22 protein-coding genes are annotated in these 25,797 nt (G+C 71.2%); 7 read left to right on the top strand and 15 right to left on the bottom strand.

Annotation, left to right across the window (positions count from 1 at the left end; genetic code table 11):
* Nucleotides 1–83 precede the first annotated feature (83 nt).
* Nucleotides 84–284, top strand: coding sequence for a hypothetical protein (locus tag ACLJOK_RS17505; protein WP_410819872.1), 201 nt, complete (start codon nucleotides 84–86; stop codon nucleotides 282–284).
* 54 nt (nucleotides 285–338) lie between these two features.
* Here the strand turns inward: ACLJOK_RS17505 and ccsB are convergent, their stop codons facing one another.
* Genes ccsB through hemL form a run of 6 tightly spaced genes read right to left on the bottom strand, consistent with a single transcriptional unit; the run spans nucleotide 339 to nucleotide 6,331 of the window.
* A complete protein-coding gene (gene ccsB / locus ACLJOK_RS17500; RefSeq protein ID WP_410819871.1) occupies nucleotides 339–1,310 on the bottom strand; it encodes a c-type cytochrome biogenesis protein CcsB in 972 nt (323 codons plus the stop codon).
* On the bottom strand, nucleotides 1,310–2,953 hold the full coding sequence (locus ACLJOK_RS17495) for a cytochrome c biogenesis protein ResB (protein ID WP_410819870.1): 1,644 nt from the start codon (nucleotides 2,951–2,953) through the stop codon (nucleotides 1,310–1,312). The genes ccsB and ACLJOK_RS17495 overlap by 1 nt, the downstream gene beginning before the upstream one ends.
* Nucleotides 2,953–3,771 carry a cytochrome c biogenesis CcdA family protein gene (locus ACLJOK_RS17490; RefSeq protein ID WP_410819869.1) on the bottom strand — a complete coding sequence of 273 codons (819 nt, stop codon included), beginning with the start codon at nucleotides 3,769–3,771 and terminating at the stop codon, nucleotides 2,953–2,955. Before ACLJOK_RS17490 ends, ACLJOK_RS17495 begins: the two co-directional genes overlap by 1 nt.
* Nucleotides 3,771–4,340 carry a TlpA family protein disulfide reductase gene (locus tag ACLJOK_RS17485; protein WP_410819868.1) on the bottom strand — a complete coding sequence of 190 codons (570 nt, stop codon included), beginning with the start codon at nucleotides 4,338–4,340 and terminating at the stop codon, nucleotides 3,771–3,773. The genes ACLJOK_RS17490 and ACLJOK_RS17485 overlap by 1 nt, the downstream gene beginning before the upstream one ends.
* Nucleotides 4,340–4,987 carry a histidine phosphatase family protein gene (locus ACLJOK_RS17480; protein WP_410819867.1) on the bottom strand — a complete coding sequence of 216 codons (648 nt, stop codon included), beginning with the start codon at nucleotides 4,985–4,987 and terminating at the stop codon, nucleotides 4,340–4,342. Before ACLJOK_RS17480 ends, ACLJOK_RS17485 begins: the two co-directional genes overlap by 1 nt.
* A 6-nt stretch (nucleotides 4,988–4,993) precedes the next feature.
* The gene (gene hemL / locus ACLJOK_RS17475) at nucleotides 4,994–6,331 is read right to left on the bottom strand and encodes a glutamate-1-semialdehyde 2,1-aminomutase (protein WP_410819866.1); all 1,338 of its coding nucleotides are present in this window, start codon (nucleotides 6,329–6,331) and stop codon (nucleotides 4,994–4,996) included.
* Nucleotides 6,332–6,510: 179 nt separating this feature from the next.
* On the opposite strand from hemL, the gene ACLJOK_RS17470 reads away from it, so the two are divergent.
* Nucleotides 6,511–6,846 (top strand): STAS domain-containing protein, encoded by a 336-nt coding sequence (locus ACLJOK_RS17470; protein ID WP_088951070.1) that lies wholly within the window; start codon nucleotides 6,511–6,513, stop codon nucleotides 6,844–6,846.
* Nucleotides 6,847–6,860: 14 nt separating this feature from the next.
* Here ACLJOK_RS17470 and ACLJOK_RS17465 read toward each other — a convergent pair whose 3' ends face one another.
* Together ACLJOK_RS17465 and ACLJOK_RS17460 are read right to left on the bottom strand one after the other, a co-directional pair.
* Complete coding sequence (locus ACLJOK_RS17465; protein WP_196920611.1) at nucleotides 6,861–7,415, bottom strand: two-component system response regulator; 555 nt, start codon at nucleotides 7,413–7,415, stop codon at nucleotides 6,861–6,863.
* On the bottom strand, nucleotides 7,412–11,782 hold the full coding sequence (locus ACLJOK_RS17460) for a HAMP domain-containing protein (protein WP_410819865.1): 4,371 nt from the start codon (nucleotides 11,780–11,782) through the stop codon (nucleotides 7,412–7,414). Before ACLJOK_RS17460 ends, ACLJOK_RS17465 begins: the two co-directional genes overlap by 4 nt.
* Nucleotides 11,783–12,073: 291 nt before the next feature.
* On the opposite strand from ACLJOK_RS17460, the gene ACLJOK_RS17455 reads away from it, so the two are divergent.
* The gene (locus ACLJOK_RS17455; protein WP_410819864.1) at nucleotides 12,074–14,146 is read left to right on the top strand and encodes a SpoIIE family protein phosphatase; all 2,073 of its coding nucleotides are present in this window, start codon (nucleotides 12,074–12,076) and stop codon (nucleotides 14,144–14,146) included.
* A 49-nt stretch (nucleotides 14,147–14,195) separates the two neighbouring features.
* A complete protein-coding gene (locus ACLJOK_RS17450) occupies nucleotides 14,196–14,603 on the top strand; it encodes a hypothetical protein (protein ID WP_410819863.1) in 408 nt (135 codons plus the stop codon).
* Nucleotides 14,604–14,633: 30 nt separating this feature from the next.
* On the opposite strand, the gene ACLJOK_RS17445 is transcribed toward ACLJOK_RS17450, so the two are convergent.
* The gene (locus ACLJOK_RS17445; RefSeq protein WP_410819862.1) at nucleotides 14,634–15,992 is read right to left on the bottom strand and encodes an FAD-binding oxidoreductase; all 1,359 of its coding nucleotides are present in this window, start codon (nucleotides 15,990–15,992) and stop codon (nucleotides 14,634–14,636) included.
* Between the two features lie 96 nt (nucleotides 15,993–16,088).
* Between ACLJOK_RS17445 and ACLJOK_RS17440 the strand changes: the two genes are divergently transcribed.
* Both ACLJOK_RS17440 and ACLJOK_RS17435 read left to right on the top strand, forming a co-directional pair.
* Nucleotides 16,089–18,185 (top strand): S9 family peptidase, encoded by a 2,097-nt coding sequence (locus ACLJOK_RS17440; RefSeq protein ID WP_410819861.1) that lies wholly within the window; start codon nucleotides 16,089–16,091, stop codon nucleotides 18,183–18,185.
* 93 nt (nucleotides 18,186–18,278) lie between these two features.
* Entirely contained in the window at nucleotides 18,279–18,464 is a 186-nt protein-coding gene (locus tag ACLJOK_RS17435; protein ID WP_203123352.1) for a hypothetical protein, read from the top strand.
* Nucleotides 18,465–18,505: 41 nt separating this feature from the next.
* On the opposite strand, the gene ACLJOK_RS17430 is transcribed toward ACLJOK_RS17435, so the two are convergent.
* The 4 genes from ACLJOK_RS17430 to ACLJOK_RS17415 all read right to left on the bottom strand — a co-directional run bounded on the left by ACLJOK_RS17430 (nucleotide 18,506) and on the right by ACLJOK_RS17415 (nucleotide 22,006).
* Nucleotides 18,506–20,041 (bottom strand): FtsX-like permease family protein, encoded by a 1,536-nt coding sequence (locus ACLJOK_RS17430; protein ID WP_410819860.1) that lies wholly within the window; start codon nucleotides 20,039–20,041, stop codon nucleotides 18,506–18,508.
* Entirely contained in the window at nucleotides 20,038–20,739 is a 702-nt protein-coding gene (locus tag ACLJOK_RS17425) for an ABC transporter ATP-binding protein (protein ID WP_410819859.1), read from the bottom strand. Before ACLJOK_RS17425 ends, ACLJOK_RS17430 begins: the two co-directional genes overlap by 4 nt.
* Nucleotides 20,736–21,272 carry a PadR family transcriptional regulator gene (locus ACLJOK_RS17420; RefSeq protein WP_410819858.1) on the bottom strand — a complete coding sequence of 179 codons (537 nt, stop codon included), beginning with the start codon at nucleotides 21,270–21,272 and terminating at the stop codon, nucleotides 20,736–20,738. Before ACLJOK_RS17420 ends, ACLJOK_RS17425 begins: the two co-directional genes overlap by 4 nt.
* A gap of 155 nt (nucleotides 21,273–21,427) precedes the next feature.
* Complete coding sequence (locus ACLJOK_RS17415; RefSeq protein ID WP_410819857.1) at nucleotides 21,428–22,006, bottom strand: TIGR03086 family metal-binding protein; 579 nt, start codon at nucleotides 22,004–22,006, stop codon at nucleotides 21,428–21,430.
* Between the two features lie 31 nt (nucleotides 22,007–22,037).
* On the opposite strand from ACLJOK_RS17415, the gene ACLJOK_RS17410 reads away from it, so the two are divergent.
* The gene (locus ACLJOK_RS17410; protein WP_410819856.1) at nucleotides 22,038–22,865 is read left to right on the top strand and encodes a DUF6597 domain-containing transcriptional factor; all 828 of its coding nucleotides are present in this window, start codon (nucleotides 22,038–22,040) and stop codon (nucleotides 22,863–22,865) included.
* A gap of 31 nt (nucleotides 22,866–22,896) precedes the next feature.
* On the opposite strand, the gene ACLJOK_RS17405 is transcribed toward ACLJOK_RS17410, so the two are convergent.
* Complete coding sequence (locus tag ACLJOK_RS17405; protein ID WP_410819855.1) at nucleotides 22,897–24,426, bottom strand: SpoIIE family protein phosphatase; 1,530 nt, start codon at nucleotides 24,424–24,426, stop codon at nucleotides 22,897–22,899.
* Between the two features lie 13 nt (nucleotides 24,427–24,439).
* The gene (locus ACLJOK_RS17400; protein ID WP_410821522.1) at nucleotides 24,440–25,765 is read right to left on the bottom strand and encodes a sensor histidine kinase; all 1,326 of its coding nucleotides are present in this window, start codon (nucleotides 25,763–25,765) and stop codon (nucleotides 24,440–24,442) included.
* Nucleotides 25,766–25,797: the final 32 nt, after the last annotated feature.

The following is a 25,797-nucleotide window of genomic DNA, read 5'->3' as shown; positions in this document are numbered from 1 at the left end:
TCGCCGCCCAGGACCGGTCAAGCCCGGCAGACACATCTCACCGTCCGTGGCCGAACGGCGGGACGCGGGAGCAGAGTGAATCCATGCCGGATGCGTACGTCGTCGGCGACCCGAACGGGTTGTCGCCCCTACTGGTCGAGCTTCGCGACGCCGTCGCTCGGGAGCTGCACGCCCAACTGGCGTTGCGCGGCGAGCGGATCGAGCTGGCCGATCTACCGGAGGTTTCCTACCAGGTCACCCGGCAGGTCGAGCGGACGTTGCGGGCCTGGCAACCCACGCGGTAGACGCCGGGCCGGTCACTGACGAATCCGTGACCGGCCCGCACCGCCTTGCCACTGTCAGTCCAGCCCGCCGTAGGAGTGCAGGCCGGTGAAGAAGATGTTCACGCCGAACAGGTTCATCAGCATGGTGAGGAAGCCGAGCACCGCGATCCAGGTGGCCACGTTGCGCTTGACGCTGGGCGTCGCGCGGGCGTGCAGGTAGCCGGCGTACACCACCCAGGAGATGAACGCCCAGGTCTCCTTCGGGTCCCAGCCCCACGGCCGACCCCAGGCCGCCTCGGCCCAGATGGCACCGGCGATCACCGCGAAGGTGAAGATCGGGAACGCGAAGGCGTGCAGCGCGAAGGTCAGCCGCTCCAGGCCGACCGCGCCGGGCAGCCGCTTCGCCAGGGTGTACGGGAAACTCCGCTTGCCCTGCTCGTACCCGTTGCGCATCAGGAAGCCGACCGCCGGCACCACGCCGAGCAGGAAGATGCCGGACGCGAAGACGATCGTCGAGACGTGGATGACGAACCAGTACGAGTTCAGCGCCGGCACCAGCGGCACGATCGGCACGTACAACACCAGCTCGGCGGTGGCGACCAGCAGCACCATCACGAGGGTGAGGAAGAGCCCGAGCTTGCGCAGCGACTGTCGCTTCCAGAGCACCACCAGCCAGGCGGCCACCCCGATGAACGTCACAGTGAGCACGAACTCGTACATGTTGCCCCAGGGCATCCGGTCCGCTGCGAGCCCACGGGTCACCAGCGCCGCCAGGTGCAGCGCTGCGGCGACCGCCGTGGCACCGACCCCGATCAGGCCCGCGAGCCGGGCCCGCCCTGTGGAACGGTCTGCCGTGGGCGGCGACGGAATCGGCGCGGACGGCGTCGGGACGACACCGCCGCCGGCGCCGACCAACTCGCGCGCCGGAGCCGCCGTGGCGACCCGGGTACGCACGTTGCCCAGCGCGTACTCGACGGCGTGGCCGATCATCGCGACCAGGTACGCCAGGATCGCGAAGGTCACCAGATTGTCGGAGAGTGCGGACATCACTCGGCTCCTTCTCGCACGCCGGCCCGGTCAGCGGAGTCAGCGCCAGCACCAGCCCCTTCGGCACCGCTGACGGCGGCGACCAGCTGGGTGAACTCGTCGGCGAACCCTGGATAGTCGGTACGCGGCAACCCACCGACCTCCATCAAGCTACTACCGCTCGTCGGAGATCCTTCCCCGGGGTCGGCCGGCACCACCCGGAAGAACACCCGGCGGCGTTTCCCGAACAGCGAACCCATCAGCCCGACCAGTAGCACGCCGCAGCTGACCAGCAGCATCGTCGAGCCCGGATCGTGCCGGATGGAGAGGGTGACGTACCGCTCGGTGCCCAGGAACTCGACTGTCGTGCCGTCGTCAAGCTTCCAGGTCTCGCCCTTGCGGAGCAGCTTGGTGCCGACCTCCTTGACCTTGCCGGCCCGCACCTGCCGCTGGTCGAGTTGGTAGACCGAGCCGGGGATACCGGCGTCCAGGCCGAGGTTGCCCCGGTACGCGACAAGGTTCAGCGCCGGGTTGCGCTCGGTCGGGTACTGCGAACGGACGAACGGCGCCTGCTCGGGCGCTGTGGGCAGGTAGATGCCGGTGAACGCCATCTGCTGATCCGGTGCGCGCTGGCCGGTCGCCGGGTCGACGTTCGCGTCCGGGAAGGCCGCCAGCCCCTCGCTGGTCAGGCCCATGTCGCCGGTGGTCAGGAACGGTTCGTCACTGATCTGGCTGTTGCCGAACCGGTCGGTGTAGCGGATCACCGGGGCGTACCCGTGGCCGAGCAGGTAGACGCTCGCGTCGTTCAGGCGCAGCGGCGAGTTCACCGAGAAGTCGGCGCTGCGGGTCGGCTCGTCCGGGCCGTCGACGGTGACCGTGGCGTTGAAGAACTCCGGCTGACCGGACGCCAGGAACCGGGCCTCGAAGTCGTCCAGCCGCAGGCAGAAGCGGGGCAGGTCGGCGCTGTTCACGCGGGGGCCGAGCTTCGCCTCGGCGTACTGCTGGCGGGTGTTGCAGAACGCGTTGTCCGCGCCGGCCACCAGCAGCCGATTGCCGCTCCAGCCGTACCAGGAGCCGAGCGCCACGCCGATCAGCACGGCGATCAGCGAGGTGTGGAACAGCAGGTTGCCGGTCTCCTTGAGGTAGCCCTTCTCGGCGGAGACCTCGTCGCCGCGCACCTCCACGCGCCAGCGGCGCTTGCGCAGCGCGTCGGCGATCGCCACCGCACCGCCGGGCGGGGCTGGCATCACTGTGTGCTGGGGCAGCCGGGCCATCCGCTTCGGCGCGGCCGGCGGCCGGGACCGCAGCGTGCGGACGTGGTCGCGGAGCCGGGGCGTGATGCAGCCGATCAGGGAGGTGAACAACAGCAGGTAGATCGCGGAGAACCAGACCGACCCGAAGACCTCGAACGCGCCGATCCGGTCCAGTCGGGGGGCCCAGTCCGGGTGGTCGACGAAGTACTCGTTGACCTTCTCCGGGCTGATCCCGCGCTGCGGCAGCACCGAGCCGGGGATGGCGGCGATCGCGAGCAGGAAGAGCAGGATCAGCGCCGTACGCATGCTGGTGAGCTGCCGCCACGAGTTGCGCAGCAGGGCCAGCAGCCGGTTCGGCCGGCGGCGTGGCGCGGGCGCCACGGTCTCCGGTCGGTCGTCGACGACCGTCATCAGATGCTCACCTCGCCCACCCCGACGGTGGTCTGCAGCCAGATCACGAAGCTCTGCCATCCGCCGGTGACCAGGGCCAGGCCGATCAGGATGAGCAGAGCGCCGCCGACCCGGGTGACCCAGCGGCTGTTGCGCCGGACGGCGCGGAAGACCCCGAGCAGGCGTTCGAAGCCCAGCCCGAAGACGATGAACGGTATCCCCAACCCGAGGCAGTACGCCACGGCGAGCACCACAGCGCGGTCGCTCTGGCCGCTGGCGGTGGCCATGCCCATCACCGCGCCGAGCGTGGGGCCGGTGCAGGGCACCCAACTGAGCGCGAAGACAGCTCCGAAGACCGGTGCGCCGAGCAGCCCGGCCGACGGCAACCGGGAGATCCGGAACTCCCGTTGCAGGGCCGGGATCATCCCGAGGTAGCTCAACCCCGCCACGATGACCAGCACGCCGACGCCGATCTGCAACTCGCGCTTGTAGTCGAAGAACACGCGGCCGATGCTGGCGAAGAGGATCGCGGTGGCCACGAAGACGACTGTGAAGCCGCCGATGAAGAGCAGCGTCCCCGCGAGCACCCGACCCTTGACCGCGCCGACTCGCGCGACCCGCTCCTTGACCGCGACACCCCCGCCGGCCGGTGCGGGATCGGCCGCGGGCCGTCGGCCCTCCAGGTCGGCGCCGGCCAGGCCGGTCACGTACGACAGGTAACCGGGGACGAGCGGAAGCACGCACGGGGAGAGGAAGCTGACCAGGCCGGCGAGCGCCGCCGCGCCGATGGCGAGCAGCAGCGGCCCGTTGAGGGCCAACTCCCGGAAGGTGTCGCCCATCAGTTCGGCGCTGACTTCTCGGCGGCGATCCGTTCGACGATCGGTTGCAGGCCCTCCTGCTTGACGGCGGCCCGGATCACCGCCGCGATCCGGCCGTCCCGGTCGAGCACCACAGTCGCCGGCACGCTGTTCGGCGGGATGTCCAGGGCGAGTGCCGTCTTGCTGGACGGGTCGAACAGGCTCGGATAGGTGACCCTGCCCTTCTCGAACGCCTTGGCCTTGTCCCGCGAATCCTGGACGTTGATGCCGAGGAAGTTCACCCCGGAACCCTTGGTGGCCTGGTAGACGGCTTCCAGGTCGTCTGCCTCGGCGCGGCACGGCGCGCACCAGGAACCCCAGAAGTTGACCACTACGACCTGACCGCGCGCCTCGCTGACGTCGTAGCTGCCGCCGAGCAGCAGCTCACCGGCGACCGTCGGGGGTGCGGAGCGCTGATCCGGTGCGCACTCGAAGATCCCGTCGGTGGTGGTCGTGCAGGTCTTCTCCTGCGCCTTCGACGACGTACAGCCGACAAGCGCCACCGCGGCGACGGTGGCGAGCAGACCGGCGGTCCACCTCCGGGCGTTCATCAGGCCCCCTTGGCCGTCCGGGCTGTCGCGGAGAGAGCGATCAGGTGCGCGGCCGGCTCGCTGTAGCCGATGCCCGCCACCTTCGCGTCGTCGAAGTGGAACGAGGTGAGGCTCGCCAGCCCGCACTGCCGCTTGCGCGGGTCGTGCCAGAGCCGCTTGCGCTCGACGTAACGGCGCAAAGTCCAGATCGGGAGCTGGTGCGACACCAGCACCGCCTCGCGGCCCTCGGCGGCGACACGGGCGGCTTGCACGGCGGCGAACATCCGCTCGGCGATCACCCGGTACGCCTCGCCCCAGGACGGGGTCACCGGGTCGCGCAGCACCCACCAGTTACGCGGGTCGCGGAACGACCCGTCACCCGGGGAGACCTTCTTGCCCTCGAACCAGTTGGCGCTCTCGATCAGCCGCTCGTCCACCCCGACCGGCAGCCCGAACTGGGCGGCGATCGGCTCGGCGGTCTGCTGGGCGCGCTCCAGCGGGCTGGCCACCACGTGCACGATCTCCCGCTCCGCCAGGCCCTGCGCGGCGGCCTTGGCCATCTGCACGCCCAGCTCGGAGAGGCGGAAACCGGGCAGCCGGCCGTAGAGGATCTGGTCGGGGTTGTACACCTCGCCGTGCCGAAGCACGTGCACCACCGTCTTGCTCAAGGTTTTCTACCCCCCGTGACCGGCCGCTGCCGCCGCGTTCGCCGCAGTGGGCAGCGCGTCGGCGATGTGTTCCAGAGCGGCGTCGTCCAGCGCCGCCGACACGAACCACGACTCGAACGCGCTCGGCGGCAGGTAGACGCCGGCGGCGAGCATCGCGTGGAAGAACGCCTTGAACGCCGGCACCTGCTGGGTGCGCGCGCTGTCGTAGTCGACCACGTCGGCGTCGGTGAAGAAGACCGAGAACATGCTGCCCGCGTACGACAGTCGGTGCGGGACCCCGGCGGCGGCCAACGCGTCGGACGCCAGCTTGCCCACGACGGCGGCCGTCTCGTCGAGGCGCTGGTACAGCGCGTCGTCGGCGAGCCGCAGGGTCGCCAGACCCGCGGCGCAGGCCAGCGGGTTACCGGAGAGGGTGCCGGCCTGGTAGACCGGGCCGGCCGGCGCGAGCCGCGCCATGATGTCCGCGCGCCCGCCGAACGCCGCGGCGGGCAGGCCACCACCCATGACCTTGCCGTACGTCCACAGGTCGGCGTCGGAGGCGTCGAGGCCGTGCCACCCGGCGCGGGAGACCCGGAACCCGGTCATCACCTCGTCCACCACGAGCAAGGCGCCGTGTGCGTGCGCGATTCGGGCGAGCTGCTGGTTGAAGCCGTCGCGGGGGGCCACCACGCCCATGTTGCCGGCGGCGGCCTCGGTGATCACCGCGGCGATGTGCTCGCCCTCGGCGGCGAACGCCTCCTCGACGGCCCGGATGTCGTTGTACGGAAGCACGATCGTCTCGCTGGCCGCCGCGCCGGTCACGCCGGGCGAGTCGGGCAGGCCCAGGGTGGCCACGCCGGAGCCGGCGGCGACGAGCAGCGCATCGACGTGGCCGTGGTAGCAGCCGGCGAACTTGACGATCTTCGAGCGGCCGGTGAAGCCGCGGGCCAGCCGGATCGCCGACATGGTCGCCTCGGTGCCGGAGTTGACCAGGCGGACCTGCTCGACCGGGGTCCGGGCGACGATCTCGGCGGCCAACTCCACCTCACCGGGGGTGGGCGTGCCGAAGCTGGTGCCCCGGGCGGCGGCGGCCTGGACGGCCTCCACCACCTCCGGGTGGGCGTGCCCGAGGATCAGCGGACCCCAGGAGCAGACCAGGTCGACGTAACGGCGACCGTCGGCGTCGTGCAGCCACGGGCCCTCACCACGGACCATGAAACGCGGGGTGCCGCCGACCGCCTGGAAGGCGCGCACAGGGGAGTTCACCCCGCCCGGCACGATGGCGCGGGCGCGGTCGAACAGGGCCTCGGAGGCCGGCGCGTCGGCTGGATAGCGGCCGGACCCGGCGGGAAAGATGTCGGTCACGATGCCGCCATTGTGACAGCGCCGGACCGTCAACCAGCAGCCACCCCGTTGTGGGGTTACCCGGCTCACCCATGACCTGCGCCGGTCAGCGGCACCGACACGGGGGGCCTCGCGGCCTGGAAGGGAACGGCTCGCGGCCTCGACAGGCCAGGTCGGTCGGATCGCGCTAGGCTGACCGGGTGGATCGTGCCGAACTGTCCATCACGCTACACCGGACGGGCGACGAAGCAGTCTTGCGCCTGGCCGGTGAAATCGACATGCTCACGGCGGCGCAGCTCTCCACCGTCGTCAACGAGGTGCTGGCCGACCCACCCCCGAAGATCGTGCTCGACCTCGGCGGTGTCACCTTCTGCGACTCGCAGGGCCTGGGCACCCTGGTCGTGCTCAGCCGCAAGGCCAGTCACGCGCAGAGCCTGCTGATGCTGACGCACGTGGGCGACTTCCTGATCCGCGTTCTGGACATCACCGGCCTGCGCAGCGCCCTGATGATCCGCAACGACCAGCCCACCGGCTGAACCGCCCCGCCGCGTCAGGCGGTGTTGCCCCAGCGGGCCTGTTCGAGCATCCGTACCGCCCGGTCCCGGACCTCCGGGTCGTCCGAGCGGAGCAGCGTGGTGGCCTCGTCGACAGCGTCGGTGAGCCGCCGCCACTGCGTGTCACGCTCCCGGACCAGATCCGACTGGGTGGCCAACTGCCGGGTCTTCACCCACAGCTCGACGAAGACCGACACCTTGGCCCGGAGCACCCACGGGTCGAACGGCTTGGTGAGGTAGTCCACAGCGCCCACCTGGTAACCCCGGAGGGCGAGCTGGGCGTCCCGGTCGGCGGCGGTGAGGAAGATGATCGGCACGTGCCGGGTCCGCTCGCGGCGCTTGATGTGGCTCGCCGTCTCGAAGCCGTCCATGTCCGGCATCTGCGCGTCCAACAGGATCACCGCGAAGTCGTCCACCAGCAGCTGCTTGAGCGCCGCCTCGCCGCTCTCCACCGCCACGGACTGGACCGGCAGGCCCTGGAGGATCGCCTCCAGGGCCGTCAGGTTCTGCCGCCGGTCGTCCACGAGCAGGGCCTTGGCCATCTGGGTCACGAAGTCTCCTCGGTCCGGCTGCCGTTGATCCAGGACGACATCAGTTCGATCAGGTCGTCCAGGTCGACCGGCTTGGTGATGTAGTCGCTGCCCCCGGCAGCGAGCGCCGACTCACGGTCACCCGGCATCGCCTTCGCGGTCAGGAAGACCACCGGAAGGTCGGCGAACCGGTGGTTGCGGCGTATCTGGCGGGTCGTCTCGTAACCGTCCTGGTCGGGCATCATGGCGTCCATCAGCACGATGTCCACCTCCGGGTGCTCGGCCAGCAGGCGGACACCGTCCGCCCCGTTGTCCGAGTACAGCACGGTCATCCCGTGCAGCTCCAACGCGCTGGTCAAGGCGAAGACGTTGCGGACGTCGTCGTCCACGATCAGCACTGTGGCGCCGTCCAGCTGACGGGTGACCGGTGCCTCCGGCCGGTCCGGCAGCAGTTCCAGCGGCGGCATCAGCAACGACGACGGCAGGCCGGCGCGCTGCGGAGACGGAGCCTGGGGCGCGACCACGGCGTCCGGGGCCAGCACCTGCGGCACGAACAGGGTGAAGGTCGAGCCCTGACCGGGCGCGGACGAGACGGTGATGGTGCCGCCGATCAGTCGGGCCAGATCGCGGCTGATCGACAGGCCCAGGCCGGTGCCGCCGTACCGGCGACTGGTAGTGCCGTCGGCCTGCTGGAACGCCTCGAAGATGATCGACAGCTTGTCGTCGGAGATGCCGATGCCAGTGTCGATCACGGTGAACGCGATCACCTGCTGGGCGTTGGTCAGCGCCGGGACGTCGAAGACCGCGTTCTCCGCGGCCGGAGCGATCCGCAACGTCACGGCACCGTTGTCGGTGAACTTCACAGCGTTGGAGAGCAGGTTGCGCAGGATCTGCTGCAACCGCTGCGCGTCGGTCACCAACGCCGGCGGCAGATCCTTGCTCACCCGTACCTGGAAGTCCAGGTTCTTCTCCTCGGCCTGCGGCGCGAACGCCTGCTCGACGTAGCCGCGCAGCTCGGTGAAGCGAATCTCGGTCGGCTCGACGTCCATCCGACCCGCCTCGATCTTGGACAGGTCGAGGATGTCGTCGATCAGTCGTAGCAGGTCGGAGCCGGAACCGTGGATGGTCCGGGCGAACTCGATCTGCTTCGGACTGAGGTTGTGCTCCGAGTTCTCGGCCAGCAGACGGGCCAGCAGCAGCAACGAGTTCAGCGGGGTCCGCAGCTCGTGGCTCATGTTGGCCAGGAACTCCGACTTGTACGCCGATGCCCGGGTCAGCTGCTGCGCCTTCTCCTCCAGGCCCAGCCGCGCCAGCTCGATCTCCCGGTTCTTCGTCTCGATGTTGCCCTTCTGCTCGGACAGCAGCGTGGCCTTCTCCTCCAGCTCGGCGTTGGTGCGCTGCAACTCCGCCGACTGCTCCTGCATCTCGTGCGCCAGCCGCTGCGACTGGGCCAACAGCTCCTCCGTACGCCGGTTGGCCTGGATGGTGTTGACAGCGATGCCGATGGTGAGCACCAGCCGCTCCAGGAACGACAGGTGCAGCTCGGAGAAGGCCGACACGCTGGCGAACTCGATCACCCCGAGCAGTTCGCCCTCGAACAGGACGGGGAGCACCACCAGGTCGGACGGGGGTGTCTCGGCCAGGCCGGAGCGCAGGGTGAGCCGGCTGTTCGGGGAGGCGCTGACCCGGATCGTGCGACGGGAGAGCGCGGTCTGCCCGACCAGCCCCTCACCCGGCCCGAAGGTGACGTCGTGACCCCGTGCCACGTACCCGTACGAGGAGGTCAGCCGCAGCCGCATGCTGCCGTCGGTGTCGTCGGCCAGGAAGAAGGCGCCGAGTTGGGCGTCGACCAGCGGAGTCACCTCCGTCATGATCATGCGGCAGACCTCGCCGAGGTCGCGCTGGCCCTGCAACAGGCCGCCGATCCGGGCGAGGTTGGAGTCCAACCAGCCCTGCTCGGCGTTCTTCTTCGTCGTCTCCCGGAGGGTGACGATCATCTGGTTGATGTTGTCCTTCAGCTCGGCGACCTCGCCCTGCGCCTTGACCGCGATCCGCTGGGTCAGGTCGCCGCGGGTCACCGAGGTGGACACCTGGGCGATGGCCCGCAACTGCGTGGTCAGCGTCGAGGCGAGCTGGTTGACGTTCTCGGTGAGGTCGCGCCAGGTGCCGGAAACGCCCTTCACCTGCGCCTGACCACCGAGCTTGCCCTCGATACCGACCTCGCGGGCCACCCGGGTCACCTCGTCGGCGAACGACGAGAGCTGGTCGACCATGGTGTTGACAGTCGACTTCAGCTCCAGGATCTCGCCCTGGGCGTCCACGGTGATCTTCTGCGACAGGTCACCCTTCGCCACGGCGGTGGTCACCGAGGCGATGTTGCGGACCTGGCTGGTCAGGTTCGACGCCATCGAGTTCACGTTGTCGGTCAGGTCCCGCCAGGTGCCGGAAACGCCCTTCACCTGCGCCTGACCACCGAGCTTGCCCTCGGTGCCCACCTCACGGGCCACCCGCGTGACCTCATCGGCGAACGACGACAACTGATCCACCATCGTGTTGACGGTCGACTTCAACTCCAGGATCTCGCCCCGCGCGTCCACGGTGATCTTCTGCGACAGGTCACCCTTCGCCACCGCAGTGGAGACCTGGGCGATGTTGCGGACCTGGGCGGTCAGGTTGGAGGCCATCGAGTTCACGTTGTCGGTCAGGTCCCGCCAGGTGCCGGCGACTCCGCGCACCTGCGCCTGGCCGCCCAGCTTGCCCTCGGTGCCCACCTCACGGGCCACCCGGGTCACCTCGTCGGCGAACGACGACAACTGATCCACCATCGTGTTGACGGTCGACTTCAACTCCAGGATCTCGCCCCGCGCGTCCACAGTGATCTTCTGCGACAGGTCACCCTTCGCCACCGCAGTGGTCACCGAGGCGATGTTGCGGACCTGGCTGGTCAGGTTCGACGCCATCGAGTTCACGTTGTCGGTCAGGTCCCGCCAGGTGCCGGAAACGCCCTTCACCTGCGCCTGACCACCCAGGTTGCCCTCGGTGCCCACCTCACGGGCCACCCGGGTCACCTCGTCGGCGAACGACGACAACTGATCCACCATCGTGTTGACGGTGTTCTTCAGTTCCAGGATCTCGCCCTGTGCGTCCACAGTGATCTTCTGCGACAGGTCACCCTTCGCCACGGCGGTGGAGACCTGGGAGATGTTGCGGACCTGGCTGGTCAGGTTGCCGGCCAACTGGTTCACGTTCTCGGTGAGATCCCGCCAGGTGCCGGAGACGCCGCGCACCTGGGCCTGACCGCCCAACTTGCCCTCGATGCCCACCTCACGGGCCACCCGGGTCACCTCGTCGGCGAACGACGACAACTGGTCCACCATCGTGTTGACGGTGTCCTTCAGCTCCAGGATCTCGCCCTGCGCCGCCACCGTGATCTTCTGCGACAGGTCGCCGCGCGCCACAGCAGTGGAAACCTGCGCGATGTTACGGACCTGGGCGGTCAGGTTCGACGCCATCGAGTTGACGCTGTCGGTCAGGTCCTTCCAGGTGCCGGCCACGTTCGGCACCTCGGCCTGGCCGCCCAACTTGCCCTCGGTGCCCACCTCACGGGCCACCCGGGTCACCTGCTCGGCGAAGAGCCGCAGCGTGTCGGTGAGGTAGTTCATCGTGGCGGCCAACTCGGCCACCTCACCACGCGCGCCGACCGTGATCTTCTGCGACAGGTCGCCCTTGGCGACCGCCGTCGCGACCTGCGAGATCGACCGCACCTGACCGGTCAGGTTCGACGCCATGGTGTTCACCGAGTCGGTGAGGTCCTTCCAGGTGCCGGCGACGCCCCGCACGTCGGCCTGGCCGCCCAACTTGCCCTCGGTGCCCACCTCGCGGGCCACCCGGGTCACCTCGTTGGAGAACGACGACAGCTGGTCCACCATCGTGTTCACGGTCCGCCCGATGCGCAGGTACTCACCGCGCAGCGGCCGACCGTCGATCTCCAACGCCATGTGCTGGGACAGGTCACCGTCGGCGACCGCCACGATCACCCGGGCGATCTCGGTGGTCGGTCGTCCCAGGTCGTCGATCAGCGAGTTGATCGCCCGCTGCCCCTCCGCCCAGGAGCCGTCCAGCCCCTCGTCGTCGAGCCGCTCGGTGAGCCGGCCGTCGCGACCGACGATCCGGCTGATCCGCCGCAGGTCCAGGTACTGCCGCTCCTGGAGCGAGACCACCTCGTTGAACGCGTCCGCCACCTCGCCGGCCGCGCCGGCCCGGCGGGGAAGCCGGACCTTCAGGTCGCCGCGCCCGATCCGTCGCAGTGCCTCGGCCAACTCACCGAGGAGCGCCTCGTGGTCGGGCGCGGACGGATCCGCCACCGACTGCTTCGACGTGGTCATCATTCCTCGCTCAACTCGGGGGGCGCCGGTCCGTGCGGACACACCGGCACCCCATATTGTGCCCGCGCGCGCCGCGGTGCCAGGGTGCGCGACCCGCCAGGTGGCATCGATCGCGCGTCGATCCGCCCGACCGGTGTCGAGCCGGCACGGCGCGGCGAAAACCTCGCCCGGCTCCCGCACCGGTCGTTTCGACGCGTCAACCTGCGCGCCGCCACCGGTGCCGCTGACCGACGCGACGGCCCGCGATCGGTGATCGGCTTGGCACCCGGCAGGGGGACGGTGGAGGATACGGGGGTGTCAGCCGAGGCGGGGCCCGCGACGGCCGGGGCCCGGGACGGGGCCGTCCGGCGTGTCCGGCTGCCCGCCGACCGCCGTACGCCGGCCGCCGCCCGTGCCGTGGTCCGCTCGGTGTTGACCGAGTCACACCTGGACGAGCTGGCCAACGAGGCGCTGCTGCTCACCACCGAGCTGACCACCAACGCCGTGGAGCACGCCCGCACCGAACTGGACATCGAGGTCGTCGCGGACGAGATCGGGCTGACCGTCACCGTCTCCGACTTCGCCCCCGGTTCGGGCGACGAACTGACCGTCGGCGACCGCAACGACTCCACCGAGATCAACGAGGTCTCCGTGCGGGGCCGGGGCCTGCTGCTGGTCGACCATTTCGCCAGCCGCTGGGGCACCACGTACCTGCCCACCGGGAAGGGCGTCTGGTTCCGGCTGGACCGCCCCGGCGCCGACCCGCCCTCCAGGGGCGCCATCGGCGAATCGACACCGGCCAACGCCGGCCCCCGGACGAGCGCCGACGGGTCCGCGCCGAGCGCCAGCGCGATGAGCGAGCTCATGCAGACCGCCCCCGACCTGTACGGGGACGACCCATTGCCCGACTTCGCCACCAGCCTGCTCAGCCGGGTCGCCGAGATGGTGGGCGCGGCCGGCGGCACGATCCGCCTGGACCGGGGCGACGGGCAGGGCCGCCAGGTGCTGGCCCGCTTCGGTCGGCCGGCCCGCCCCGGCAGCGAGCTGCTCCGGGTGCCACTGACTGTGCACCGCCCGTACGCCGGTGAGCTGGAGTTGGACGCCGCGCCGTCGGCGTACGCCCAACCGTTGGCGGTGCTCACCGCCGAGCGGCTGTCGCTGCACCTGGAGAACGACCGGCTGCGCCGGGCCGACGTCCGCCGGCAGGTGTGGCTGACGTTCCTGGCCGAGGCGAGCGAACTACTGGCCCAGTCGTTGGACGTCGACCTGACGATGGCGCTGGTGCCGCAGTTGGTGGTGCCGCGACTCGGTCAGTGGTGCGCTGTGCACACCGCCGACGAGTGGGGCCGGCTTCGGCTGGCGGCGGCCAGCCACGCCGACGAGTCGATGCTTCCGCAGTTGCACAAGGTGCTGGCGGAGACCGGGCCGGACTCGATCCAGGCCCGCCTGCGCGAGGCGTCCCGCAGCGCGGCGCAGATCCCCCTGGGCGGGCCGATGGAGGGTTTCGCGGTCCCGCTGATCGCCCGCGGGCAGCGGCTCGGAACCCTGGCGGTGGGGCGGCACCAGCGGCACCGGCACGACCCCGACGAGGTGGCGGTGTTGGAGGACGTGGCCCGGCGGGCCGCGCTGGCCATCGAGAACGCCCGGATCCACGCCGAGCGCCGTCGGGTGGCGCAGACGCTCCAGCAGTCACTGCTGCCGCCGGTGCTGCCGCTGGTGGACGGGATCGGTTTCGCCGCCGAGTACGTCCCGACCGGCGACGACGCCGAGGTGGGCGGCGACTTCTACGACGTGGTGCCGCTGCCCGACGGGCGCTGGCTGGTGGTGATCGGTGACGTCTCCGGCAAGGGTGTGCAGGCCGCCGCCGTGACCGGGCTGGTCCGGGACGTGATCCGGGTGCTGGTCGGCGACGGCAAGCCGTTGCCGGAGGCGCTGGCGCGGCTCAACGAGACACTTGTCGAGCGCGGTGGCGGTCGCTACTGCACGTTGGCGCTGGCAGCGGTCGGGCCGGGCGAGGGCGACCAGTTGGACGTGTCGCTGCACCTCGCCGGGCACGACCGGCCGGTGCTGCTGGCCGGTGCGGGCGGCGCCGAGTTCGTCGGCACCGGCGGCACCGCGCTCGGCCTGCTCGACACGATCACCTCGCCGACAGCTGAGATCACGCTCGCACCGGGCGATTCGCTGATCTTCTACACCGATGGCGTCACCGAGCGGCGGCGCGGCCGGGAGCTGTTCGGCACCGACCGACTGCGGGATGCCGCCGCGCCCCTGGCCGGCTATTCGGCCGACGTGGTGGCCGCCCGGCTGCGCGCCGCAGCGATCAACTTCTCGGTCGAGCCGCCCCGGGACGACATCGCCGTCCTGGTGCTCCGCAACGACGCGACCTGACCGCCGCGCGGCCCCCCGGATATCGGGTCCGCTCGGTAGATTGACTGTCATGGCGAGCGTTGCGCAGGTCACGCCGTACTCCCGGCCGGCGGTCCGGGCCCTGATCGTCGCGCAGTTCGCGACCATCGGCGGGTTCCTCGCCGTGCTGCTGCTCTACGTCGGTCAAATGACGAGCGCCGGCGTCGGCCAGGCCGAGATGCTGACCGGCGCGTACGACCCGAAGGACATGGCCTTCTTCGGGGTGCTCCACCCCGTGGTGGCAGTGCTCTACCTGACGGGTGCGGTGCTCGGGCTGCCGTTGGCGATCGTCGCGGGGGTGGTGGTCGCCCGGGAGGGCGAGGCCCTGCCCCGGGCGAGCCGGTCACTGCTGCTGGCCGGCGCGGTCGGCAGCCTGCTGGTGCTGGTGGCCCGTCTCACCCCGCCGCTGCTGGACATGCACCGGTGGTGGATGGACTGACCTCGGCGGGCTCACCCGGCCGGGCCGGTCTCACAGGCCGCCGGGGAGCCGCCCGGGGGCGAGCCGGTGCTCCGGATCCAGGTGCCGCTTCGCGGCCCGCAACTGGGCCAGGCCGGCCAGCTCGCCCCAGAGGTCGACAGCCTGGCGGACCGCTGCCGGAGCGGAGACGACGACGCAGCGGCCCTGCCGGGCCAGCAGCACCCCTCGGACGGCGGCCAGAATGGACGCCACCCGATCGGCCGCCAGTGCCCCGGGCAGCGCCGCGTGCACCACGCCCAGCCCGGCGGACCCGCGCACCGGCACCGGCGCTCCCGCCGCGTCGCGTAGCGCGTAGACGGCGGCGTGCAGGTCGCCGATGGGCACCTCCAGGCGCAGCGCCGTGTCACCGGGCGCGAACGGGTAGCGGCGCCACCACGTCGGCGCGGAGTGGGCGATCGTCGCCTCCCCGTGCAGCAGGCCGACCAACCGCTCGGCACGTTCGGTGACGTCGGCGGGGCCGCCCTCCAGCAGCACCACCAGGCTGCCGGCCCGGGACGGGGCGCCGGCCCGGCCGGACATCGATGGGTGACGCTCCCGGGCGGTGGCCGCCGGGTGACCGGGCGGGTACGGCGTACGCGGGCGAGGGGTGCCTCCGGGCAGGTCCAGCTCGATGGCCGACGGCTCCAGTCGAGCGGCGAGGATCGTCCGGACCAGGTCGTGCACCTCCAACGGCGTCCACACCGGGCGGGACACCCAGAGCCTGCTCGCCGGCACCGGCTGCACCCGCAGGCTCGCCGACACCAGCACGCCGAGCGCGCCCTGCGAGCCGCAGAGCAGGCGGGCCAGGTCGAGCCCGGGCGCGCCACCGCCGACGCTGATCAACTCGCCGTCGGCGGCGAGGTAACGCACACCGAGCAGTTGGTCGCAGGGGCTGCCGTGGCGGTGGCGCAGCGGACCGGCCTCGCCGGCGGCGAGCACGCCGCCCAGGGTCGCACCGGGTGAGGGGGCGTCCATCGCGAGCCGCTGCCCGGTGCGCTCCAGGGTGGCCTGCACCGCCCGCAGTGGAGTGCCGGCACCCACGTCGGTCACCAGCGAGTCGACCGGCTCGTGACCGATGCCGGCCAGCCGGCCGGTGTCGAGCAGGATGTCGACCTGAACGGGGGCGGCACCCCAGTCGATCTTCGTGCCCGCGCCTCGGGGCACCACCGCCAGGTCGTGCACGGCGGCCAGTCGCAGCACCTCGGCGGCAGCGTGCGGGCCGCCGGGAACGGCCACCCAGCGCGCCGGTCGCCCCGCCACCTCGTCGGCGGGCCCGGCCAGCCGGGAAAACGGTGGACCGCAGATCGCCGCCAACCGCCGGGTGATCTCGAGGGCTCCGGACCGGCCGAGGGAACTCGCTGCTGCCGCCATGCCGGCCATCGTACATGTGTTCGAATGCCGTGGTGGCGAGTATCGGGATGCCGCTGGTCCGGCGCGCTGCGGCTGCCGGCCGGTAACGTGGCCGCCGTGACCACCGAGACTGCCCCGCCCGCGGCGAAGCGGGTGCCCAGCGAGCGCACCCACCACGGCGACACCGTCGTCGACGAGTACGCCTGGCTCGCCGCCAAGGACGACCCGGAGACGATCGCCTACCTGACCGCCGAGAACGAGTACACCGACGCGCGTACGGCACACCTGGCCGACCTGCGCGCCGACCTGTTCGAGGAGACTCGCCGACGCACCCAGGAAACCGACCTGTCCGTGCCGACCCGCAAGGGCGGGCACTGGTACTACACCCGGACGGTCGAGGGGCAACAGTACGGAGTGCAGTGCCGCCGGGCGGTCCGCGACGGCGAGACCGACCCGCCGGTCAGCGCGGACGGCGCCCCGCTCGACGGCGAGGAGGTGCTGCTCGACGGCAACCTGCTGGCCGAGGGGCACGACTTCTTCTCGCTCGGCGCGTTCGACGTCAGCCCGGACGGTCGCTGGCTGGCCTACTCCACCGACTTCTCCGGTGACGAGCGGTTCACCCTGCGGGTGAAGGACCTGACCACCGGTGAGCTGCTGCCGGACGAGGTGCCTGACACGTTCTACGGCACCGCCTGGTCGGCCGACGCCTCGGTGCTGTTCTACGTGACAGTGGACGACGCCTGGCGGCCGAACCGGGTCTGGCGGCACACCATCGGCGCCGCCGCCGCCGACGACGTGGTGGTCCACCAGGAGGACGACGAGCGGTTCTGGGTGGGGGTGGAGCTGACCCGGTCGGAGAAGTTCATTCTCATCGACGTACACAGCAAGGTGACCAGTGAGGTGCTGGTGATCCCCGCCGGTAACCCGACCGGCGCGCCGGCCGTGATCGCTCCCCGCCGACAGGGCGTCGAATACACTGTGGAGCACCACGGCCACCGTTTCCTGATCCTGCACAACGACGGCGCTGAGGACTTCGCGCTGGCCTTCACCTCGGCGGACGTACCGGGCGACTGGGTGCCGCTGATCGAGCACACCCCCGGCACCCGGCTGGAGGCCGTCGACGCCTTCGCCAACCACCTGGTGGTGTCGCTGCGCACCGAAGGGCTCACCGGGCTGCGGGTGCTGCCGGTGGGCAGTGACGACGGGTACGACATCGACTTCCCCGAGCCGCTGTACAGCGTCGGGTTGGACGCCAACCCGGAGTACCGCACCGGCCAGGTCCGGCTGCGCTACTCGTCGCTGATCACCCCCGACTCGGTGTACGACTACGACCTGGTCACCCGGCAGATGGTGCTGCTCAAGCAGAAGCCGGTGCTGCCCGGGCCGGACGGGCGACCGTACGACCCGGCCGAGTACGAGCAGCACCGCGACTGGGCGCTCGCCGACGACGGCACCCGGGTGCCGATCTCACTGGTCTGCCGGGTGGGCACCCCCCGGGACGGCTCGGCGCCCTGCGAGCTGTACGGCTACGGCTCGTACGAGGCGAGCATGGACCCGTGGTTCTCGGTGGCCCGGCTGTCCCTGTTGGACCGGGGCGTGGTCTTCGCGGTGGCGCACATCCGGGGCGGCGGTGAGCTCGGTCGACGGTGGTACGACCAGGGCAAGATGCTGGCCAAGAAGAACACCTTCACCGACTTCGTGGCGTGCGCCCGGCACCTCGTCAAGGCCGGCTGGACGACCAGCGACCGACTGGTCGCCCGGGGCGCCTCTGCTGGCGGCCTGCTGATGGGCGCGGTGGCCAACCTCGCGCCGGACGCGTTCACCGGGATCGTGGCGCAGGTGCCGTTCGTGGACGCGCTCACGTCGATCCTCGACCCGTCGCTGCCGCTGACCGTCACCGAGTGGGAGGAGTGGGGCAACCCTCTCGACGACCCCGAGGTGTACGCGTACATGAAGTCCTACACGCCGTACGAGAACGTGGCCGCCGTGGACTATCCCGCGATCCTCGCGGTGACCAGCCTCAACGACACCCGGGTGCTCTACTCGGAGCCGGCGAAGTGGATCGCCCGGCTGCGGGCGGTGGCCCCGAGCGGCGACTACCTGCTGAAGACCGAGATGGGTGCCGGGCACGGCGGCCCGAGCGGTCGCTACGACTCCTGGCGCGAGGAGGCGTTCATCAACGCCTGGATCCTGGACCGCATCGGCCACGCCTGACCCGTCGGGCCAGGTCGTGTGTGCGCGGGCGTTCCGCGCCGCACGGCCTGGCCTTTCCGGGTCGCGGCGAAGGTCGCGGCCTAGACTTCCGGGGTGACCGGGGCTACGGATAGTGACGGCGGAGCCGCCGAGGACGTGCGCCGACCGAGCGTGGCGGCGGTGGCGCGGGATCGCCGGGTCTGGCTGATCCTCGCGGTGGTCGCCGGCCTGCTGGTCTGCTGTTGTTCGGCTGTGGTCGGCACCCTGATCGCACTCTCCTCCGGCCTGCTCGCCGCCTGACCCGGCTGAGCGGATCATGCCGGCCAGTGGGATACCTCGGTTCAGGTCGCCCGCAACTCGTCCAGCGCGGTGCTGGCGCGCAGGAACAGCAGGCCGACACCGATCGTCACCAGCACCGCCGCCAACGCGCCGGCACCGAGCCACGCCAGGTGCTCCAGAGGTACGGGAACGGCTCGCTGCACCTCGGGAATGTGCACGACCCGGTTGTACTGCGCGCTGGTGGCAGGGTCCTCACAGAGCGCCACAGTGGCCTCGCAGATCGTCGCCATCCCGCCGCCCCCTGACACCTCCGGCGCGGCAAGCCCTCGGCCGAGCAGCGTGCCCACTGTGAGCGCGAGCAGGATCGCCGGCACGGCCGGTGCGAGCGCCTGCCAGGCCACCGAACGGCTCAGCGTGGCGCGGGGCACCCCGGTGGCGACCAACGCGGCGTAGGCGCGTCGACGGGCGACGATCCCCTCGACCAGCGCGACGATCAGCCCGCCCGTCGCGATCAGGATGGCAACGGCGATCGCGCCGTCGACATAGTTCATAGTGGACAGATAGAAGGGGTCGGTGCCACCATCCAACCCGGCGAACCGGTTCTGCTCCTGCTCAAGCTGGTCCTTGGTCCCGAAGTAGGCCCGCTGGGCGGCGGCGCCCCCGCCGAAGATCAGGGCGGCGAGCAGCGCCGCGAAGGTCCGGCTGCCCGCCCACGGGTCGGCCATCAGCCGGCCCGCCGCGAGCAGGGCAGCCGGGCCGCGGGCGTGCCGACGAAGCAACCGCCCGCAGTGGTACGAGAGCCAGCCGGTGCCGATCACCACCCCGATCATCGCCGCGAGCGCGCCCACAGCGAACAACGCCGGCACCAGCCAGGCCATCAACTCCACGTCGTCGGCGAACCGGTAGACCACCGGGCGGATCACCGCGAACGAGGCCACGCCGAACCCGATAAGGAGCCCCGCCCACGGACCCGGACCACGCTCGCGGGCGGCCTTGCGGCTCACCCCCAGCGGGCTGGTGGTGACCGTACGCAGCATCAGGGCGGTGGCCAGCGCCGCCACGACCGGCAGACCGAGCACCACGCCGGCCAGCGCTCCGGGCGACGGCAGCACGTCGGTCGGCAGGGCCAGTTGACCTTGCGCGTCCGGTCGGTGCAGCAGATCGCGGCCGACCAGGTAGACACCCAACCCGACCAGCGTGCCGAGCAGAGCGGCCACGCCGGTCTCCAGCACCACCAGCCGGGTGACCTGCCCGGGAGTGGCGCCGGCCAACCGGAGCGCTGCCAACCGGCGGTCCCGTGCCGGCGCGCCGAGCCGGGCGCACTGGCCGGCCAGCGCCAGCACCGGGATCATCAGCATCAGCAGCGCGAACGCGGTGCCACCACGCAACCCGGGCTGCATCAACAGTGCGTTGTGGTACTGCTCCGACCACCTCGCCTGGTTTTCCACCGTCGCCGCCGGGGTGGGGATGGCCCACACGGTGAACGCCGCGAGCCCGGTCAGGGTTGCCAGCAGGGCGCTGAGCGCGGTCAGCACCACCCGGGCGGTGTCGGTGCGGGTGCCGGCGAGCGCGAGGCGGAGCAGCGTCGTCGGTCTCACCGCGTGCCGCCGGCCAGCGGCACGTCGAGCCCCAGGCCGGTGTGGTCCACCAGGCCGTCACGCAACACGATCTCCCGATCGGCGTACGCGGCGATCCGCGGCTCGTGGGTGACCAGCACGACGGCGGTGCGCTGCTCACGGGCGAGCCGGACCAACTGGGTGAGGACCTGCTCGCCGGTGAGCGTGTCCAGTGCGCCGGTCGGCTCGTCGGCGAAGAGCACCCGAGGCTCGGTCACCAGCGCCCGCGCCGTGGCGCAGCGTTGCTGCTGACCCCCGGACATCTCACCCGGCCGCACGTCGGCGACCTCGGCCACCCCGAACCGCTCCAGCCAGGTGAGCGCCGCCGTCCGTGCCTCTCGCCGCCCCGTGCCGGCGAGGAGCAGGGGCAGGGCGACGTTCTCGGCCGCGGTCAGCTCGGCCACCAGCTGACCGAACTGGAACAGCACCCCGAACTCGGTGCGCCGCAGCCGCGACCGGGCCGCCTCCGACCAGGTGTCGATGCGGTGCCCGCGCCAGGTGACCTCGCCGGCATCCGGCCGGAGGATCCCGGCCAGGCAGTGCAGCAGGGTCGACTTGCCGCAGCCACTCGGACCGGTGACGGCGACGATCTCACCCTCGGCCACCTCGAGCGTCACGCCGCGCAGCGCGGGCGTCGGGCCGTACGCCCGAACCACGCCGCGAGCCTCAAGTTGCGTCACGGATGCACCTCCCGGTGCCAGTCGGCGACCCGGCCCAGGGTGGCGTGCAGCCACCGCAGATCCGCGTCGAGGTGGGCGATCGCGAAATCGGCCGCGACCACGTCGCTGAGGGTGGCGACCGGGTCGGCCTTGACCGCGGTCAGCTCACGCAGCCGTGCGGTGTGCGCGGCGCGCTGGGCGATCAGGTACGACCGGGCCCGATCGACGTCGGCGACCAGCAGCGCCACCACGACCTTGGCGAAGAGCGTGCTGGTCACGTACGGCATGGGCGCTTCTACTGTGGACAGCCACTGGTCCAGCGTGTCCCGCCCCTGGTCGGTCAGCGCGTACGCCGTGCGATCCGGCCCGCCCACCCGATCCTGCCCGGCGGCAGCCACCAGCCCGTCGCGTTCGAGGCGACCGAGAGTGGCGTAGACCTGCCCGAAGGCCAGCGGCCGAGCCCGTGGCAGCCGCTCGTCGTGCGCACGCTTCAGCTCATACCCGTGCCGGCTGCCCCCAGCGAGCAACCCGAGCAGAACATGCGGCGTGGACACCCGGCCAACTATTCACCCAGCGAATACCCAAGTCAACAACCCAACCCCCACCCCCACCCCACCCCACGGCAGCCCTCGTTGATCATGAAGTTATTACGCCGACACGCCGCGATGGATGGCAATAACTTCATGATCAACGGGACGAGGGGGTGGGGTTAGGGGGTTTGGGGCCAGGTGGGGGTGCGGCCGGTTTGGGTCAGGAGGTGGGCCAGGTCGGGGGCCAGGTCGGGGGTTGGGGTGGGTAGGGGGTCGGCGAAGACGCCCATCTTGCGGGCGGTGGGACCCAACTGCTCCACCAGCCCGTGCAGCTCGGCCACCGCCTCCGGAGCCGGGTGGTACGGCTGACCCGTGGCGACCGCGAGGTCCCAGCCGTGCACGGTCAGGTCCAGCAGGGCCATGCCGCCGATGACCGGCTGCGGCATACCCATGCCCGGCGACACGCCCTCGAGGGTGGACGGATCCGACCAGGCGGCGACCAACCGGCCGGTCTCCGCCTCGAAGCGGTCCCGCCAGCCGTCGCCCAGGTGGTCGGGCTTCTCGGCCCACTCCACCTGTCGCTTCTCGGCCAGGTCCTGAAAGTTGACCACCACCTGGAAGAGGTGATTGAGCAGGTCACGGACCAGGTAGTCCTGGCACGGTGTGGGCAGGTCCAGTTGGTCGTCGGAGATACCCCGCACGACATCGACGGTTCGCGGCGCGGCGGCCGCCAGCAGCTCGCTAGTCTGAGTGGACATAGGGCCAGCGTATGAGGGTGGTCTTGAACAAATGCGACAGCGACCGCGTGGCGACAGCCGGGGGATTCTCGACCCCGGGCGTTTGCTGCGCGAGGTGCGCTTCCGTCGACACCTGCCGGCGGAGTCGCTGCGCCGGTGGGTCGAGCACTACTGGTTGATCGACTGGGTGTTGAGTGCGCCGTTCGAGCAGCGGGTCGTGCCGCACCCGGCGGTGAACGTGGTGTTTCGACGGGACGACGACGGGCCCGAGTCCGGCGAGGTGGCCGGGGTGGGCCGCGACCTGTTCCGGATCACGCTCAACGGCACCGGCCGGGTGTCCGGGGTGCAGTTCCGCCCCGGTGGCTTCCACCCGTTCTGGCGGCGCGCGGTCAGCGAGCTGACCGGCCGCAGGGTGCCGCTGCCCGCCGGCCGGCTGACCCACCCGGACGCCTCGGTGGGCGCGGGCGCATCCCCGGCAGCACCCACCTTGGCGGCCAGCGACGACGAGCGCTGCCGGGCGCTGGACACCGTCCTCACCGCCTGGCAGCCGGAGCCGGACCCGATGGCCGAGGAGGCCGTCCTACTGGCCGAGGCGATCCGTACCGACCGGACGGTGCTGCGCGTCGACGACTTCGCCGCGCGGCACGACGTTCCGGTCCGCCGGTTGCAGCGGCTCTTCATGGAGTACGTGGGGGTCGGGCCGAAGTGGGTGATCCGCCGCTACCGGCTCCAGGAGGCTGTCGAACAGGCCGCCGGTAGCCCATTGAGCTGGGCCGACCTCGCCGCCGACCTCGGCTACAGCGACCAGGCCCACCTGGTCCGTGACTTCACCTCAGTGGCCGGGGTGTCCCCCGCCGCGTACGCCCGCTCGGTGCGCTGAGGAAGCCGAGACAGCTGAGAGAGCCGACAGGTCAGCGGCGCCGCAGGACGACCACTGCGACGTCGTCCTGGATCTCCGGCGGGGCCAGTTCCACCAGCAGTCGGGCACAGAACTGGTCCAGGTCACCGTCGACGGTCGCGGCGACCCGGGACAGCGCGGCCAGTCCCTCGTCGATGGTGGCGTCCCGTCGCTCGATCAGCCCGTCGGTGTAGAAGACCAGCGTGGCCCCGGCCGGCACCACGAACTCCAGGTCGGCCGGGCGCGGGGCGCGAATGCCGAGCAGCGGCGCGGAGTGCTGCACGAACTCGACCTTGCCGTCCATGATCAGTAGCGGTGGAAGGTGCCCGGCACTGGCCAGCCGAACCCGCCCGGTCGGCGGGTGCATCAGCAGTACGCAGAGCGTCGCCACCTCGTTCGGCAGCAGGGTCCGCATCAGCTCGTTGACCCGGTGCAGGATCTCGCCGGGCTGGTGGCCCTCGACCGCGTACGCCCGCACCGCGTGCCGCAGCTCGGCCATCACTGTCGCCGCGTGCAACGAGTGGCCGGCGACGTCGCCGATCGCGAGCAGCAGGTGCCCGTCGAGCATCACCAGCTCGTAGAAGTCGCCGCCCACCTCGGTCTGCGCGCTGGCCGGCTCGTAACGCACCGCGAGGTCCAGCCCGGCCACTGTGGGCAGCCCTCGCGGCAGCAGGCTGCGTTGGAGGGTGACAGCGATCCGGTGCTCCTCGTCGAACGAGCGCTGCCCCTCCACTGCCGCCGCCACCGCCTGAGCCAACTGCTTGAGCACCGGGGTCTGCGCGGTCTGGGTGGCGGTCGGGACCACCACGTACAGCGGGGCGCGATCCAAGCGCAGCTTGGCGGCGGCGATGGTCAACGTGTCGTCCGCCGGCCACTCGACGAGCGCCCAGTTCGCCGAGGGCTCCACTCGGACCGTGGCGCCGGTGGGCACCCCGGTGTCGTCGACGACCCACGGCACCACGGCGGCCACCTCGCCGGGACCGGCGCAGACGCCGGCGAGGCAGTCACCGTCGAAGGTTTCGGCGATCACCGCCGCCGGGCTCTTGAAGATCTGGGCGGCTCCCTCGGCTGCGGCCTCCAGCAGACGCGCGAAGGTCGGCGCCGCGTGCACAGCGACTGTCGTGTCGGCCAACCCGAGCAGCCGCTCGGCGAGCAGTTCGGCGCGCTGCCGGGCCTGGTAGTAGCGCAGCACGGCCCGGGTGGTGGCGATCAGCTCCTCGGGCTCGATCGGCTCGGTCAGGTACGCGTCCGCGCCCCGGGTCAGCCCCTGGGCGCGGTCGGCCACGTCCACGGCGTGCGCCGACACGTGGATGACCGGCATCGCCGGGTGCCGCACCTTGATCTGTTCGCAGACCTCGTAGCCGCTCAGGTCGGGCAGCCGGACGTCGAGGACCACCAGGTCGATCCGGTCCACCTCGACCCGGGCCAACGCCTCGGCGCCGTTCTCGGCCTCCAGCACTGTGAACCCGGCCCGGGTGAGCCAGCTGACCAGCAGATAACGCTTGGTACGACTGTCGTCGACCACCAGGATGGTTGTCGGCATGCCGTCCACGCCGTCACGCCCCGCCTGTGGGCAGGGAGACGGTGAACGTGCTGCCTTCGCCCTGCGCGCTGGTCAGCTCCAGTGTCCCGCCGAGCAGCGTCACCAACCGCCGGGCGTACGGCAGACCGAGGCCGGTGCCGCCGACCCGGGTGGCGCCGGGGATCTGGTAGAACTCCTCGAAGATCCGGTCGTGCAGCTCGGGAGCGATGCCCGGCCCGGTGTCGCTGACCTTGAACTGCCAACGGTCGCCGTTTTGGCTGGCCCGCAGCCGCACCTCGCCGCGCTCGGTGAACTTCAACCCGTTGTGCAGCAGGTTACGCAGCACCTGACCGAGCAGCACCTCGTCGGTGCGCAGGAGAGCCGGCCCGCTGAGCTCCTCCACGACCAGCTCCACCTCGGGGCGGGTGGCCAGCGCGCGCAGGGTGCCGCGCAGTTGACCGAAGACCGGCCTCAGGTCGACCTCGGCCAGCTCCGGCTCGATCCGCCCGGACTCCGCCTTGGCCAGGTCGAGAAGTTCGTTGACCAGGTTGAGCAGGTCCGCCGCCGAGGAGCGGATCAGATCGACCTGGCGGCCCTGCTCGTCGGTGAGGGGGTCGGAGGCGGAGTCGGTCAGCAGCCGCCCCAGGCCGATGATCGCGGTGACCGGGGCACGCAGCTCGTGGCTGACGTTGGCCAGGAATCGGCTCTTCGACTCACTCGCCGCACGGAGCTGGGCCGACTTCTCGTCCAACTCGGCGTAGAGGGCGACGACGCCCCTGTTGGTCTCCTCCAACTCCTCGGTGAGCTGGTTGTAGAGCGCCAGCACGCCGCGGTTGGTCTCGGCCAGCTCCTCGTTGAGCACGGCCAGCTCGTCGCGCTGACTGCGCACCTCGTCCAGTGCGGCGATGAGCTGCCCGTTCTGCGCAGTCAACTCGTCCAGCGCACTGGCCGGCGCGGTGCGGCCGAGTTCGGTACGGAACTCGGCGAGCCGCTCCGGGGTCGGCGTCGGCGCGTTGGCCGGGACTCGTCGGGACATCCGTACGACCGTAACCCCCTCGACGGTCGACACGCTCAACGTGTCGACCAGTCGGGACACCGCGCCGGACTGCGGCTGGTAGCGGCCGTCCGGCAGCGGGGTCACCGGGGCCAGGTCGGCGCGCAGGTGGAACCGGCCATCGGCGCCCGCCTCGACGTGGAACGAGACGTCCGCACCGCCGGTCGTCCGCAGCAGGTCCCGAGCGACCTCGCTGAGCGCGGTGGCGATCCGCACCTGGTCCTGGTGTTCCAGGCCGACCACCGCGGCCACCTCGCGCCCGCGCTGACGGATCACGAAGATGTCCTGCTCGACCCGCAGCGCCATCTGGAGCAGCGGCAGCGCTGCCGGCTTCCCGC

Source organism: Micromonospora sp. 050-3 (assembly GCF_046549335.1).
In the GTDB taxonomy this organism is placed as follows: Bacteria; Actinomycetota; Actinomycetes; order Mycobacteriales; family Micromonosporaceae; genus Micromonospora; species Micromonospora trifolii.
The sequence above is the reverse complement of the archived record's forward strand: the minus strand, read 5'-3'. Positions and strand labels throughout refer to the sequence as shown.

Excerpts from the sequence above, each read along its gene's own strand:
- ACLJOK_RS17405 (WP_410819855.1), bottom strand. The coding sequence starts at position 24,426 with ATGCCGACAACCATCCTGGTGGTCGACGACAGTCGTACCAAGCGTTAT.
- ACLJOK_RS17450 (WP_410819863.1), top strand. The coding sequence starts at position 14,196 with ATGGCGAGCGTTGCGCAGGTCACGCCGTACTCCCGGCCGGCGGTCCGG.
- ACLJOK_RS17490 (WP_410819869.1), bottom strand. The coding sequence starts at position 3,771 with ATGGGCGACACCTTCCGGGAGTTGGCCCTCAACGGGCCGCTGCTGCTC.
- ccsB (WP_410819871.1), bottom strand. The coding sequence starts at position 1,310 with ATGTCCGCACTCTCCGACAATCTGGTGACCTTCGCGATCCTGGCGTAC.
- ACLJOK_RS17485 (WP_410819868.1), bottom strand. The coding sequence starts at position 4,340 with ATGAACGCCCGGAGGTGGACCGCCGGTCTGCTCGCCACCGTCGCCGCG.
- ACLJOK_RS17445 (WP_410819862.1), bottom strand. The coding sequence starts at position 15,992 with ATGGCGGCAGCAGCGAGTTCCCTCGGCCGGTCCGGAGCCCTCGAGATC.
- ACLJOK_RS17495 (WP_410819870.1), bottom strand. The coding sequence starts at position 2,953 with ATGACGGTCGTCGACGACCGACCGGAGACCGTGGCGCCCGCGCCACGC.
- ACLJOK_RS17410 (WP_410819856.1), top strand. The coding sequence starts at position 22,038 with ATGCGACAGCGACCGCGTGGCGACAGCCGGGGGATTCTCGACCCCGGG.
- ACLJOK_RS17415 (WP_410819857.1), bottom strand. The coding sequence starts at position 22,006 with ATGTCCACTCAGACTAGCGAGCTGCTGGCGGCCGCCGCGCCGCGAACC.
- ACLJOK_RS17505 (WP_410819872.1), top strand. The coding sequence starts at position 84 with ATGCCGGATGCGTACGTCGTCGGCGACCCGAACGGGTTGTCGCCCCTA.
- ACLJOK_RS17460 (WP_410819865.1), bottom strand. The coding sequence starts at position 11,782 with ATGATGACCACGTCGAAGCAGTCGGTGGCGGATCCGTCCGCGCCCGAC.
- ACLJOK_RS17400 (WP_410821522.1), bottom strand. The coding sequence starts at position 25,765 with ATGGCGCTGCGGGTCGAGCAGGACATCTTCGTGATCCGTCAGCGCGGG.